Genomic DNA, 14,058 nt, shown 5'->3' with positions numbered 1-14,058 from the left:
GATGCCGTGGTTTCCGCTACGCGCCAGCGCCACGCGGGGAGCACCGGACTGCCGTTTTTCGTCTCGCCCGGTGCCCTTCTTCGTCAGTCAGTCGTCCTTCGCCAGGAGCGGTCCCACGAGCACGCCCTCGGCTTTCTGAGGCTCCCCGAGGCGCAAGCTCTGCCCGCTTCCGCTGTAGGAGTACACCAGGAACAGCGACGAGGAGTGTGTCTCGACCTGGACGCCCAGGCCGGACTCGCTTCCGGACTCGAGCGTGGTGACGAGTGCGATGGCCCCGACGTCCGCCGAGCCAGCGCTTCGCTCGAGATGCCCGATGGTGGCCTCGAGCAGCTCGTCCCACGAGGCGCGTGGCAGTTGATCCCGGGGGAAGAAGGTCCTGGGGTTGTCGCCCGCGGAGTCCAGGGTCAGCCCGAACGGGAGCACGGTGCCGTGCTTCCGCAGCAGGAGGAGACCCGCTTCACGCGCCACATGCAGTGTCTTCCCCAACAATTCCTCGTTGTTCATCACCGTCATCTTCCGTCCGTGGTCCAGCCCGGGTGGAGTCCGTGGAGCCTGCTGGTTCGCCGGCGCTTCGAAACGGAGTGCCAGCACCAGCAGACCCACCCCGAGCAGGCCCAGGCCCGGAATGAGAAGCTTTCGCATCGGTCCCTCCATAGCATCTACCGGTAGAAGTGGTCCGCGAGGAGGCGGGAGTTGAAGAGCATGGCGTCGTAGCTGGTGTAGACGCCGTGCCCGAAGCAGGTCGCCAGGCAGTTGGGGATGGCACCCGTGCCCCGGTCGCCGTAGTCGACGAGGTAGCTGAACCCGTCACGAGGCACGCGCGCTCCGTGGCGCACATGGTTGAGCCACGCCTTCACGTCATAGCCCTCGCCGAGGATGGCATCGAGCCGGGCGGCCAGCTCCCGGTCCTTCGTGCTGCCCGGAGGAATGTCCGAGCCGGCGATGCCCCACTGGTGCACGTAGTCGCCGTTCTCCGTGTGGAGGACTCCGGCGACGGTGCTCCCGCGTGGCTCGGTGCCCCGGTGGTTGATGACGTGCAGGACGCGGCACTGCCGGCCGGTGGCCCAGCCGTAGCGCGGCGGCATGCCGAAGGTGGCGATGTCGAGCCGCGCGCGGGCGACCGTGCGGGCCATGTCCTGGAGGGCCTCGGTGGGCTCGCCCGCGTCGCGCACGGCCTGCCAGAGCGCCTCGGCGGTCCGCGCCGGGTAGACGAGCTGCGTGAGCAGGGCGAGCACCTGGCCGCCGTGGCTGTGCCCCAGCAGCAGCGCCCGCTTGTTGCCGAGCTCCGAGGTGGCCAGCAGCCGCAGCAACTGCACGGCCGCGCGCAGGCGGGCGACATGGTTGTTGGCCGAGCTCCAGACGAAGCGCGTGGTGGGGATGTCGATGCCCAGCGACTTCTGGAAGAGCGAGACGTACTCGGGGGTGTAGTTGCCCAGGTCGCGCAGGACGCGATCGCTCGGGAGCTTGGAGAGGCGTTGCAGGGACGGCATGAGGGCCGGGCCCAGCGCGGAGAGGGGCCCCTCGAGCGCGGAGAGCAACTGGGTGGGATCATGGCCCACGAAGGTGCCGTGCACGAAGACGACGTGGCGCACCCCGGCGCGGCGCAACCGGAGGCCCGTCTGCGCCATGGCGTCGCGCCAGGCGGGGGATTGGGCGTCGAGGACGGGCGTGTCGCGGACGATGGGCGGCATGGCCTCGAGCGCCCGCACCGCGAACGTCCCCGGTTGCGGCGTGGCGTCATACTGCTGGGGCTCGCAGGGGGCGGGCTTCGGGCGGAGCCGCCACGCGATGAAGAGCCCGGCGAGAGCCGCGGCGAGGAGGAGAAGCGCGAGCGCGAGCCACATCGAGTGCTGCATGGCGCCGCAGCTTATCCCAAGAATCTGAGAATTTCGGCGCAACTCCGCGACAGAAGTCCCGACAATCCCGGGTCCATTGTGCGGACACCCAGGAGACGTATGAGCGACAGGTCCACCTCGAGAAGCCTATTCCAGTGGTTCTTTTCGACAGCGGTGACGTGGGTATGGGCCGTGGCGGTCCTCGCGGGCTGTGGGGGGATGGACCTGGAGGGGCAGCAGGGCGGGAGTCCCGACACCGCCACCGCGCAAGAGACGCTCGCGGCTCCGGCCAATGTGCAGTCGTTCTACGCGGAGAGCCGGTGGACCAGCCGTTTCGGAGTCACGGGCCCCTATTACGGCCCCGCTGGCCATCGCGGCCTCGATATCGCCGCGAGTGCTGGTACGGGGATTCCCGCGCTGCGCTCGGGCTACGTCCGCCGCGTCCAGTACTCCTCCATCGTGGGCCACACCATCGCCGTGGAGTCCGCGCCGGGCGATTACTCCGGGTACGCCCACGTCATCCGGACACGCGTCTCCGTGGGCTCCTACGTCCAGCAGGGTGAGATCATCGCCTATGTGGCCGGCTACGGGGATGATCACGGATCGGCGTGGAGCGGGCCGCACCTCCACATGACCCGAGGCTCCACGGATCGCTGTGCGTTTGGCGAGAACGTCAGCGATCCCGCGCCCCTGATCCGGAACATTCTCGGCACCGGAAGTGGCGGAGGGACCGGCACCGGTGGTGGTTCCGGGGGAATCCAGATCAGCATCGAGGACGGAAAGACGCTCCAGCGCGTGGCCCAGCGGGGTGGTTACACGGGCGTGGTGGACGGCGTCCCGGGGGTCAATACGTGGAAGGGCGTCCAGACCGTCATCACGAATCATGGCTACTACTCCGGCCCCATCGACGGCATCCCGGGTGAGAACACGTGGAAGGGAGTCCAGCGGCTCGCGCAGTTGGGCGGGTACACGGGCCCCGTGGATGGATACCCGGGGCAGTACACCTATCTGGGACTCACCAACTGGCTGGCCCAGAGCCCCGGGACCCCCGCTCCGACAGGGATGAGCGGTGTCTATGGAATCGATGTTGGCACGACCCAGCGTGATCTGGACTTCAACGCCATTCGCAGCGCCGGCTATCAGTTCGCGATCGTCAAGGCGGGCGGCTCCAATGTCTCTCCCACGTACGTCGCGCCGTACTACACGCAGCAGGTCGCCCGGGCTCGCGCGGCCGGGTTGATCGTCGGGCACTACTGGGTGGCGGGCTCCACCAACCCCGCGGCTGACGCCCAGTACTTCATGGACCACCTGTATGACCATCGGCCGGGTGATCTCCTGGTGCTCGACAACGAGGCGATCGACGATGGCATCTTCTGGAACGACTCGATGACCGCGACCTTCATGCAGGCGGTCAAGAACCGTCTGGGGAAGGCCCCGTTCCTGTACACCTATTCGAGCCTGCTCACGTCCAACACCTGGACCCAGACGAAGGCCGTGGGCTCGAAGCTGTGGATCGCCCACTACACGGGCACGCCGGGCAATCCAAACATCGGGTCTGCCTTCCCGGCGTGGGAGATTCACCAGTACACCTCGTCCGGCAACCAGAATGGCATTCCCCTGGATTTGAACGTGGCGAAGCTGACCGCGTTTGCTGGACTGTCCCAGCCACCGAATGGCGCGACGCCTCCTCCGCCGACGGCCATCCCTGGTGGTGGCTCGGGCGGCGGCGGTGCCCCCACCATCACCACCGAACAGGGAATCATCCTGCAGAAGCTGGCCCAGCGCGGTGGTTACACGGGCCCCGTGGATGGCGTTCCGGGAACCAATACCTGGCTCGGGGTGCAGAAGATCCTTCGCCAGCTGGGGTACTACGACGGGCCTGTCGACGGTGTTCCGGGCATCAATACCTACAAGGGATTGCAACTGCTGGCCCAGGACGGTGGCTACACGGGGCCCATCGATGGCCTCCCCGGGCCCAATACGTACAACGGCATCCAGGCGTACCTGAACGGGACGGGCGGCGGTGTGCCTCCCATCACCAACGCTCAGGGCGTGACGTTGCAGCGGGTGGCTCAGGCAGGCGGGTACACCGGCGCCGTGGACGGCGTTCCCGGCACGAACACGTGGAAGGGAATGCAGCAGGTCCTCGCCGGCTACGGCTACTCGGGACCCGTGGATGGCGTCATGGGGACCAACTCGTACGCGGCGCTCCAGCGTTTCGCGGCGAAGGGCGGCTACACAGGCCCCATCGACGGCGTCATGGGAACCAACTCCTGGAAGGGCGTGCAGACCGTGCTGCGAGGCTTTGGCTACGCGGGACCCATCGATGGCGTCATGGGAACCAACTCGTACGCGGCGCTCCAGCGGGTCGCGCGTCTGGGCGGGTACATGGGCCCCATCGACGGTGCGCTGGGTGTGAACTCGTGGAAGGGCCTCCAGACGTTCCTGAGTGGCGCCGGGTACACGGGGCCCATCGATGGAGTACCGGGAACCAACACCTACAAGACGCTTCAGTCCCTGGCGAGCCGGGGTGGCTACACGGGTCCGATCGATGGCATCCCGGGGCCCAATACGTACGCGGGCCTGGCGAACCTCCTGGACTGAACGGGGCAACGGGATTCGTCCCGTGGAGGAGGGGGCTCCTGAAGTCCGGAGTCCCCTCCAGATGGACAGCTTCTGTTCATTGAATGGCGCCGTGCTGCTCTTCTGGCGCGGGTGCCTGGGCTCCTCGTGTGACTACAGCTTCCCTCGTGGACGGGGCATTCCGTGCCCCGGGGGAGGGATGACCATGAGAGCAGGATTCAGATGGCTGCCGATGACGTTGTTGGCGTTGGGTTTCACGCACTTCGAGGTGGATGAGGCTCTGGCGTCGGCTGACTGCGTTCCGGCCACGAAGGTGCTGGAGATCGCACGCATCCGGGGGCCGGAGGGGATGGCCGCCGTGGGCGACCAGCTCTTCTTCATCGTCGCGAGTTCCACGGACTGGTCACTCTGGAAGAGCGACGGGACGGTGTCCGGCACGGTCAGGGTCGAGGCCATCGCGCCCATCACCGCACCTGGCGGACCTCAGGCGCTCACGGAGGCCCGGGGGCTCCTCTTCTTCTCCTCCCAGGGCGTTCTCTGGATGAGCGACGGGACAGCGTCCGGCACGCATCCCGTGGACGTGCCGCAGCTCACGAATGCCCATCCGCTGAGGGAGTATCGCGGCCGGCTGCTCGTCCTCCGGCCCGTGCCCGGAAGTGGGGACGAGCTGTGGCTCACCGACGGCACGGTCGCGGGGAGCCGTCGCATCCTGGGCGCGCCTCCCGCGCTCGTCATCAGCAGCTTCCCCTCGAGCAGCGTGGAGACGGCGAGCGGGGATCTCGTCTTCAGGGGGGAGACGGTGGCGGACCCGGGCACGCCCCGGCTGTTCCGGCTCACCCGCTCAGGGGCCCTGGTGGAGCTCTTCCGGGCTTCGGGGAGCGGTATTGGCATCACGCAGTTGACCGCGGTGGGAGACCGGGTCTTCTTCTTCACCGACGAGCTGGCGCCAGGGGAGCCCTCCCACCTGTGGAGCAGCGATGGCACTCCGGGGAGCGCGGTCCTGCTACGGAACTTCGGGCTGATCGGCCCGCCCTTCGGGCTCACCGCGTTCGACGGGCGGCTCTTCTTCACCGCCAGCGCCGAGGACGGGCCTCGGGGCTTCGAGCCGTGGGTGAGCGACGGCACGCCCGCGGGCACCCGCCCGCTCGTGGACATCCGGCCCGGGGATGCGGGCTCGCTCCCGACGAACATGACGGTCCTGGGGGACAGGCTCTACTTCGTGGCGGATGACGGTGTGCACGGCCGCGAGTTGTGGGAAACGGATGGCACGGCCACGGGCACCCGGCTCTTCATCGACATCCAGCCTGGAGCGCCGTCCTCGTTCCCCTATGGGCTCGCGACGGGCAACGGAAAGCTCTACTTCGTGGCGGATGACGGCGTGCACGGGAGCGAGCCCTGGAAGGTGTTCGATGGCCGGCCCCGGCAGGTGGCGGACATCGTGCCCGGCGATGGCTCCGCGCCAATAGAGGCCGGCGTGGGAATCTTCGATGCACCGGCCGCGTCCTTCGTCCGCGCGGGGGGCTTCGTCTATTTCCTCACGGCGTCCGGCGAGACTCCAGACAACGCGCTCTGGTCCATGAAGACGGGCTCGTACTGCCCGCAGCGCTGAGTCACCGCTCACGTCACGTATCTCCCCCATCGCCAGCCTGCTGGTAACGGGAGGCTTCGACGCCTACATGCCGGAAGTGCTCCAGGGCCTCCTTGAGGGCGGGAAAGGGCACCTCGTCCTTGTCGACGAGGATTTCCCAGCGCTCCGATCGTGAGTCACGGTTCATCTTGAAGCCGACGCCCTGATCCAACCAGGTGGTGGGGACCTTGATGGAGATGGAGCCGTTGGTGTTGCTGTCGCAGTCTCTGATGGTGACGGAGTCCGGGTGCTTGCGTCGGCCCTTGGCGTCCCATCGCCGGTAGGCGATCTTGGTTCTTGAAATCGCGGGGGAGAGACATGCCAGTGATTGCAGTTCGCGGTCTTCGCGCCTACGCGGCAAAACCAGCGATTCCTGCTTACTCTCTTCTGTCCGTTGATGTACCGTGCCCTGGCGTCATGCCGCACCATCCACCAGGGACGAGACCTCCATGGACACTCCTTCGACCAGAAGCCGTAAGCTGAGCCGTCGCCAACTCCTCGCCGGTACCGCCGGAGTCGCCTCCGCCGGCGCGTTCGGTGGCGCGCTCCTCGCCCCCTCGACGGCGAATGCCGCGTGGGATGGGTACGGGCTGCGGATCGTCGAGCGTAACGAGAACGGCGGGCGGCTCCAGTACTACCGCTTCGCCACCAGTGCCATCGGCTGGAATCCGGCCGTCAACGTCCTGTTGCCAGACGGCTACCACACGAGCGGCAAGCGCTACCCGGTGCTCTACCTGCTCCACGGCGGGGCGGAGGACTTCCGGACGTTCCACATGCACCACAACATCGTCGGTCTGACCGCCTTCCGGGATCTCATCGTGGTCATGCCGGACGCCGCCACGGGCTGGTACTCGAACCCGGTCAGCAGCAACACCGGGGCGCGCAACTGGGAGACCTTCCACATGGCCCAGTTGCTGCCGTGGATCGACGGGAACTTCCGCACCTTCGCTGAGTACAACGGCCGCGCTGTCGCCGGGTTCTCCATGGGCGGCTTCGGCGCGTTGAAGTACACCGCCAAGTACTATGGTCACTTCTGCTCGGTGAGCGCCCACTCCGGTCCGGCCAGCCTGCGCCGTGATTTCGGCCTGGTCGTGCACTGGGCCAACGCCTCCTCCGCGGCCGTGGAGCTGGGCGGCGGTACGGTCTACGGCGCCCCGTTCTGGGACGAGGCGCGGGTCAACGCCGACAACCCGATGCAGCGCATCGAGAGTTACCGGAACAAGCGCATCTTCCTGGTCGCGGGGACGTCGCCCGATCCGGTCAACTGGTTCGACACCGTCAACGAAACCCAGGTGCTGGCCGGTCAGCGGGAGTTCCGGGCGGCGCTGGCCGGGGCCGGTATCCCGCACGAGTGGCGCGAGGAGCCAGGTGGCCATTTCTTCCGGCAGCATATCTTCACCCAGGATCTCAACGGGATGCTCGCGCGGCTGCGCCGCGCCGGCTGAGGGTCCGCGGCGCGGCGGCGGACGATGATGGGACACGCCCACCCCTGAAAGGACTTTGTTCCACTGGCTCAGGGCGTGTCTGACAAGTCCCGTCCGAGAAACATCGCGCCCGGGATCGGGTTGAACACATAGGGCTCGATGGGGTGGAAACCCATCGAGGTGTACAGCCCGATTGCCGCGGCCATGGTGGGTAACGTGTCGAGGTAGATGCGTCGATATCCGGCAGCACGCGCCTCATCGCAGATCCGCTCGGCAAGGCGCCGGCCCAGTTGCTCGCCGCGTGCAGCGGGCCGGACATACAGGCGCTTCATTTCACACGTATCGACGTCGAGCGGGCGCAGCGCCACGCATCCGAGTACCTGCGAGCCCCTGCGAGCGAGCAGCAGACGCCCCCGCGGCGGCGCGTACTTGCCCGGCAGGCTCGCCAGCTCGGAGTCGAAGTCCTGGAAACCCAGGTCGATGCCGAGGCTCTCCGCGTATTCTCGAAAGAGCGTCAGCACGAGCGGCAGTTCGGACGGGAACTGAGCGGGTTCAATCGTGACCATTGGGTGCGTAGCGCATCATAACAGCCCGCCTTTTCCAGGAGAGGCTGTGAGCCCCCAGGATCGGCGGGGCGCGGCCTTGCCGGAGCCGCGAACACCCCCGGAGGGGTAGAGTGGCGCCGTGTCTCCCATTGTCCTTCGTGTCCTCGCTCCGGTCCTCGGACTCGTGCTCGCCGGCTGTTCCGTGCCTCCAACCTCGGAGCCCCGGCGCGAAGCCCGTGTCGAGGGCCAGGTGATGCTGGCCGGCCCTCCCGTGGGCAATGCGTTCCTGTTCCTCTTCGCCCCGGACGCGGCTCCTCCCGAGCAGCGGGGCGAGCCCCAGTACGTAGCCGCCGTCCCCGAGGTGCGTCTCTCCGCCGGGGACACGCGCTTCGGATTCTCGGGAGTGGGTCCCGATGTGTACCGGCTGTGGGGCTTCCTTGATGCCAATGGCGACGCGGACCTCACGGTGGACGTGCTCGCGCAACCGGGGGCGGGGGATTGGGTCCCCGAGTCCTCCGTCGAGCTGAACGTGCAGCCGGGGCAGACAGTGTCGGCGGAGCTCGCGCTGCCTCGCCGGGTGCATCGCCCGCTACCCGCGTTCCAGGTGGTGGAGCAGGGGACGGAGGGGGTGTTCACCCTGACGGACTCTTCCACGGCGCTCGTCTCGCTCAACGTGCGCAGCGAGGGCTTCGGGTTGCTGCGTGGGGACGCGCCCCGGTTCTTCGTCCGGCTCGCGGACGTGGATGGGGATGGGACGGCGGATGACGTGAATGGGGATGGAGTGGTGGACGTGTGGCCCCAGTTCTTCCTGCGCTTCGTTCCCAAGCCCGGGCAGACCGTGCCCATCGACAGTCAGGGCCGGCCCGCGCAGGTCGTCGTGCCGCTCCTGCCGGATGTGACGCCCTTCCTCGGGAACCTTCAGGGAGACCCGGGCATCACCATCGCCGCTGGAGCGCTCCAACTCTTCGTCGTCCCATTGGCCCAGGCCATCACCCAGGAGCCGGGGCGGGGGAGGGTGGTGACCACGCTCGGGGCCATCCCCGTGGGTGAGTACGAGCTGTGGGCCTTGAACGATGAAGGGGGCTTCTGGTTCGTGCCCAATGATCTGGGACGGCGCGCCGTGGAGCCCCTGCCCGTCCAGGCGCTGCGCTTCCGCGTGGTCCACGCGGAGGGCACGGACGGTGGAACGGGCTCGCCGTAGTTCTTGGAATCGAGGGGGGAGAGACATGCCAGTCCGAGCGTTGCTGAATCTTGCCGCGGTGGCCTTCGCCGTCGCGTGTGCCGGGTGCTTCTGCATGCCCTGGCCCCGGTGCACACCGACGACCTGCACCGAGGCCCGGGTCAATTGCGGCGAGGTGCCGGATGGATGTGGGGGCGTGCTCGATTGTGGCACGTGCAGGGCGCCGGAGACGTGCGGCGGCTTTGGCACGCCGAATGTCTGTGGTTGCACGCCAATGAGCTGTGCCGAGCGCGGCGTGGACTGTGGCGTCATCGACAACTGTGGGGAGCCTCTGGATTGTGGCACGTGCACCGGGCCCCAGACGTGTGGCGGAAGTGGGCGGCCCAATGTCTGTGGTTGCACCCCGGTGAGCTGCGCGAGCGTGGGGGCCAACTGTGGGCCGCTCCCGGATGGTTGTGGCAGGGTGCTCGATTGTGGTTCCTGTACGCCGCCGTTTACGTGTGGCGGTGGAGTGGGCGGGCGCCCCAACGTCTGTGGCTGCAACCTGACGACCTGTGAAGACGAGGGCGCCAACTGCGGAACGACGCTGAATGACTGCGCGGAGCCCATCTTCTGCGGGACGTGCACCGCTCCCGAGACCTGCGGAGGAGGCGGTACGCCGAATGTCTGTGGTTGCAGGCCGGCGACGTGTGCCGCCTCGGGAGCCACCTGCGGCGTCATCTCCGATGGCTGTGGCGGGACGCTCGACTGTGGCCCGTGTCCTCCCCGGTGTGGCAACAACCGGCTCGAGGCAGGTGAGCAGTGTGACGATGGCAACACCGTGGATGGAGACCTGTGCAGTGCGAGCTGTCTGCTCGAGGCCGCCTGCCCGCCTGTTCCGGATGCGCCCACCACGGGACTGGAGCCCGGTACCGCCCGGGGCGGTGTCTCCCTGGGCGAGGTCCCCAGGACCATCGATTGGAGCTCCGCGGCCTTCGTGCCCATCCGAGGAACCACTCAGTTCCAACTCATCGTCTCGAACGATCCCCGGCTCTGCGACACGCTGGTCAATACCAACCAGTACGAGGAGACGGATCGGTGTCCCGACGACTACTGCTCGCTCTGTCCCGGCTGCTTCGGGAAGCGGAACGGGTATGCGTACCTCACGGCACGTTTCGAACAGTCCTCTCCCGCCGGGAGTGTCACGGGCCACCTCTCCTTCCTCGAGGAGGTCAACGTGGTGGGGTGGGGCTTCAGGATGGCCGTGGATGGCGCCATCACACCGGACTCGACGGCGCTGACCGGCCAGCTCGAGATCTGCAACGCCAAATACGGTGCGTTCGGAACTGGGAGGTTCCACGCCACCCTGTGCGTAGGTGGTCTGCCCATCAACCACTGAGGGTGTTATGAGGCGGAGGGTATTGGCTCAGGCTCCATTCACAGAGGTACCCATGTTCAGCCACGGAGTGCTTCGACTCAGTCTTCGCGGTGTTCTGTTGCTCGCGCTCGTCGCGGGGTGCGCGACCTCGGGTGATGCCCCGGATATGCGCGGAGGCGCGAATTCCGGTGCCATCGACGTCGGTAACGGCCCCAAGGGGGGCAACGGCAACACTGATAGCGGCGACGGTCACGACGGAGGCGAGACGTGCGGCAATCCGGAGGTGCACGTCATTGGCGTGTACGAGGCGCGCGGTGACCACAGTGGTGGATCGCACCCGACGGGCAATGCCGTGGTGCACGTGGAGAGGACGGGGCCGCAGGTGCTGGTGCTCTCGTCCTACGAGCCGGTGAACTGGAAGGTGACCGCCGTACCCAACGCCAACATCCAGTACATCCTCGCGCTGGGCTACCACGCCCAGAGCGTGGAGGCGCCGCAAGGGGTCCAGGTGAAGGTGCTCGACTACGAGACCCAGGGGGTCTTCGCTGGCTGTGCCTACGAGTACCCGGATGACGACCCGCACAGCGGGTGTGAGACGCCGCAGTTGCTGGAAGAGGTGAAGCGCCTGACGGGGCAGGAGGTGAGCTCCTTCCATGGGTGCTACCAGGGGACGTCCTTCACCCTGCATGCGGACTTGAGTGCCGACTCGAGCTGCCCGGCTGGGTCTGGCGGCGGCTACAACCTGAGCGGCTACGTCAGCCAGGTCTGCTCGGCGGGTGACGGCGACGGTAACGGCGGAGGCGAGGCGTGCGGCAATCCAGAGGTGCACGTGCTCGGCGTGTACGAGGCGCGCGGTGACCACAGTGGGGGCTCGCACCCAACGGGCAATGCCGTGGTGCACGTGGAGCGCACGGGGCCGCAGGTGCTGGTGCTCTCGTCCTACGAGCCGGTGAATTGGAAGGTGTCTGCCGTGCCTGGCGCCAACATCCAGTACATTCTCGCGCTGGGCTACCACGCCCAGCGCGTGGAGGCGCCGCAGGGAGTCGAGGTGAAGGTGCTCGACTACGAGACGCGGGGCTCCTACGCCGGCTGTGCCTACGAGTACCCGGATGACGACCCGCATAGAGGGTGTGAGACGCCGCAGTTGCTGGAGGAGGTGAAGCGCCTGACGGGGCAGGAGGTGAGCTCCTTCCACGGGTGCTACCAGGCGACGTCCTTCACCCTGCACGGGGACCTGAGTGCCGGCTCGAGCTGCCCGGCTGCCCCTGGCGGTGATTACAACCTGAGTGGCTACGTCAGTCAGGTCTGCTCCGCCTCCCTCATTGCTCGTTAGCCGAGAGGGAGCAGCCCGGCGGCGTCGCTGTGATGTCTGCTCGTCAGGACTCAAGGCGCTCGAAGCGCCTGAGGAGCCGGAGCGAGGACAGGTCGAGCATGGAGAGCAGGCGGGAGCCCCGGATGACGAGCTCGGAGGGGCCCGTGACGAGGTAGAGGGCTTCCCAGGCGAAATCAGGGCCGACGAAGCACCAACTGTCTCCATCGGGCAGCAGTCCCACCCGCCACGCGGGCATCACGTAGTGCTTGTAGCCCCAGAGCCGATCGCGGCTCACGTCCTCGAAGCGCACGTGGGGATGGAACAGCAGGGGAGGGTGGTGGTCCTCGGGATCCACCACGGCGAGGCGCCCTTCCGGAGGCACGAGCTTCCGGAGCGCTTCGAGGACCCGCTGCTGCAACTCGATGATTTCGTCCGCCACCGCCTCGTCGTAGGGGGAGAAGCCCTCCGGGATGCGGTAGCGCACCACCTCGCGCTCCTCCCGCTGCAGTGCATCGAGCACCGCCAGGGACGGGGCGACCGTCGGGTCATCGAAGTCGAGATGTTGCCAGGCTCGAGCGTTCATGTGTGTCACCGGGACAGGCGGCGGACCCAATCGAAGTAGGTGGCCCTCGGGTCCTCCAGGGGATCTCGGAACAATGTCCGGAGCTCCGCTCGCTCCACCTGGCCACCGTCGAAGTCCCGGTAGAGCGCGTCTCCCAGCAGGTACCCGAGCGCGTGGCTGACGCCGTGGAAGAGCCGGTCCTTGCGCAAGGGCAGCAGCTTCACCGCCTCGTCCGGCACCTCCACCTCCGCCGCCTTGTGCGCCAGCACGAACGCGGCGATCTGCCGCTCCACGCCCCGCGCTCCCGCGAAGCGCAGCGCCCACTCGCCCGTCCCCAGGCACGTGCGCCGCGGGTTCACCAGCTTCGAGCCGAAGAAGCCCAGCGCCTCCTCCAGGCATCGCGCATAGAAGGCATCCGACGCCCGCCGGGGCGCTTCCATCGCGTCTCCCACCGCGCAGTGCCGGACGAAGTGCGCCGCCTCCTCGGCGGCGTGGTTCAGCGACAGCGACGCCAGGTACGCCGTTCTCGCCCGGGGGATGTAGCAGCTCTCCCGCGAGAGGATGTGCCGCCGCAGTTGCAGCAACTCGCCCTGCGTGAAGCGGCCCCGCTGCTGGATGCGCCCCAGCGCGTCCTCGTCCGCCGCCGTCACCACCTCCACTTCGTCCAGCCACCGGGCCACCGGCACTCCCGCCAGCCGGCCGATGAGGCTCGCCATCTCCCGGAAGCGCTCCGCCGCGCTCCTGTCTTTCAGCGGCGAGTCCCCCGACTCCGCCTCCAGGTAGTCCAGGAAGCTCTGCTGGCACACCACCGGCGAGGCATTCAGCAGGCACAGCGCGCCGTCCGGCAGCTCCACCGCTGGCGACATGCCCACCTTGCCCTCACGCGCCAGCCGCCAGTAGACGCCCTCGGCGTTCTGGTACACCACCAGCCCGCGCGCCCCGTGTGCCTCGCCCAGGGCGTGCTCCACCTGCGCTGGCAGGTGGCAGGGCGCCACGTGGTACTGGCCCACCAGCACCATCACCCGCGGCTTGTCCTCCGCGCGCAACGCCCGGGCGATCCGCTCCGCCGCGTACGCATCCCGCAGCTCCAGCGAGCGCTCGCCCTGCGCGCGCCGATCGATGCCCACCACTTCCAGCCGATGACGCTTCGCGTAGGCCAGCAGCGTGCGCAGGCCCGACCAGGAGCCCTGATTCGAGCCCTGACCCAGCCGGGCGAGCAGGGCCCTCTCCGCCAGCCGGCCCGCGAGGTATGCCTCCACCGCCGCCTGGTGCCGGCCCTCGACGCACTCGAGCGCCAGCACGACGCGGCGGCCCGCTTCCCGCACGCCCTCGACCAGCTCCAGGTACGTCTCCTGGGCCAACGGCAGGGTGTGGTAGTCGCCCACGTACACCACGTCCGCCGCCTGTACCCGCTGGGACACCGCCGAGGCCGTCAGCACCCGCCGGTACTCGGACGTGCGCCGGCGGTAGCGGGCCTCATAGGCCCGGAAGGCCGCGGACTGCCCCTCGATGGCCCGGGCGATCTGGGCCTTCTGGCGGCGGAACAAGGCGAGGTGGAGGGCGAGCGACGCGCGCATGGACGATCACAACTCGCACGCGAGTGCCAGCCCGGCAAAAATTCGGCCCCCTCGAC

At 68.0% G+C, this 14,058-nt stretch carries 12 protein-coding genes; 6 read left to right on the top strand and 6 right to left on the bottom strand.

All coding sequences use genetic code 11. The features are described 5' to 3' along the window. Nucleotides 1-87: 87 nt before the first annotated feature. Both BO221_RS28345 and BO221_RS28340 read right to left on the bottom strand, forming a co-directional pair. On the bottom strand, nucleotides 88-642 hold the full coding sequence (locus tag BO221_RS28345; RefSeq protein ID WP_073563624.1) for a hypothetical protein: 555 nt from the start codon (nucleotides 640-642) through the stop codon (nucleotides 88-90). Between the two features lie 17 nt (nucleotides 643-659). Next, nucleotides 660-1,856, bottom strand: a complete 1,197-nt coding sequence (locus tag BO221_RS28340) for a hypothetical protein (RefSeq protein ID WP_073563623.1) — start codon at nucleotides 1,854-1,856, stop codon at nucleotides 660-662. Between the two features lie 171 nt (nucleotides 1,857-2,027). On the opposite strand from BO221_RS28340, the gene BO221_RS28335 reads away from it, so the two are divergent. Then, nucleotides 2,028-4,439, top strand: a complete 2,412-nt coding sequence (locus BO221_RS28335; RefSeq protein ID WP_233166292.1) for a GH25 family lysozyme — start codon at nucleotides 2,028-2,030, stop codon at nucleotides 4,437-4,439. Nucleotides 4,440-4,623: 184 nt separating this feature from the next. Further along, the gene (locus BO221_RS28330; protein WP_158079921.1) at nucleotides 4,624-6,027 is read left to right on the top strand and encodes an ELWxxDGT repeat protein; all 1,404 of its coding nucleotides are present in this window, start codon (nucleotides 4,624-4,626) and stop codon (nucleotides 6,025-6,027) included. Between the two features lie 13 nt (nucleotides 6,028-6,040). On the opposite strand, the gene BO221_RS28325 is transcribed toward BO221_RS28330, so the two are convergent. Continuing rightward, a complete protein-coding gene (locus tag BO221_RS28325; RefSeq protein WP_073563620.1) occupies nucleotides 6,041-6,406 on the bottom strand; it encodes a hypothetical protein in 366 nt (121 codons plus the stop codon). Nucleotides 6,407-6,494: 88 nt separating this feature from the next. On the opposite strand from BO221_RS28325, the gene BO221_RS28320 reads away from it, so the two are divergent. After that, nucleotides 6,495-7,490, top strand: coding sequence for an alpha/beta hydrolase family protein (locus tag BO221_RS28320; RefSeq protein WP_073563619.1), 996 nt, complete (start codon nucleotides 6,495-6,497; stop codon nucleotides 7,488-7,490). A 68-nt stretch (nucleotides 7,491-7,558) separates the two neighbouring features. Here the strand turns inward: BO221_RS28320 and BO221_RS28315 are convergent, their stop codons facing one another. After that, a complete protein-coding gene (locus BO221_RS28315; RefSeq protein ID WP_073563618.1) occupies nucleotides 7,559-8,035 on the bottom strand; it encodes a GNAT family N-acetyltransferase in 477 nt (158 codons plus the stop codon). Between the two features lie 118 nt (nucleotides 8,036-8,153). Here BO221_RS28315 and BO221_RS28310 point away from each other — a divergent pair, with 118 nt between their 5' ends. From BO221_RS28310 to BO221_RS28300, 3 genes are read left to right on the top strand one after another with little or no spacing between them, the layout of a single operon-like run. After that, nucleotides 8,154-9,215, top strand: a complete 1,062-nt coding sequence (locus tag BO221_RS28310; protein WP_143195724.1) for a hypothetical protein — start codon at nucleotides 8,154-8,156, stop codon at nucleotides 9,213-9,215. 25 nt (nucleotides 9,216-9,240) lie between these two features. Next, on the top strand, nucleotides 9,241-10,572 hold the full coding sequence (locus tag BO221_RS28305) for a hypothetical protein (protein WP_143195723.1): 1,332 nt from the start codon (nucleotides 9,241-9,243) through the stop codon (nucleotides 10,570-10,572). A 52-nt stretch (nucleotides 10,573-10,624) separates the two neighbouring features. Continuing rightward, entirely contained in the window at nucleotides 10,625-11,884 is a 1,260-nt protein-coding gene (locus BO221_RS28300; protein WP_143195722.1) for a hypothetical protein, read from the top strand. A gap of 43 nt (nucleotides 11,885-11,927) precedes the next feature. On the opposite strand, the gene BO221_RS28295 is transcribed toward BO221_RS28300, so the two are convergent. Together BO221_RS28295 and BO221_RS28290 are read right to left on the bottom strand one after the other, a co-directional pair. Beyond that, entirely contained in the window at nucleotides 11,928-12,446 is a 519-nt protein-coding gene (locus tag BO221_RS28295) for a hypothetical protein (RefSeq protein ID WP_073563614.1), read from the bottom strand. Between the two features lie 5 nt (nucleotides 12,447-12,451). Further along, entirely contained in the window at nucleotides 12,452-14,002 is a 1,551-nt protein-coding gene (locus BO221_RS28290) for a ChaN family lipoprotein (protein WP_073563613.1), read from the bottom strand. Nucleotides 14,003-14,058 lie beyond the last annotated feature (56 nt).

The organism is Archangium sp. Cb G35 (genome assembly GCF_001896145.1).
Lineage (GTDB): Bacteria > Myxococcota > Myxococcia > Myxococcales > Myxococcaceae > Archangium > Archangium violaceum.
Note: the sequence above shows the minus strand (reverse complement) of the source record. Positions and strands in the feature narration are given on the sequence as shown.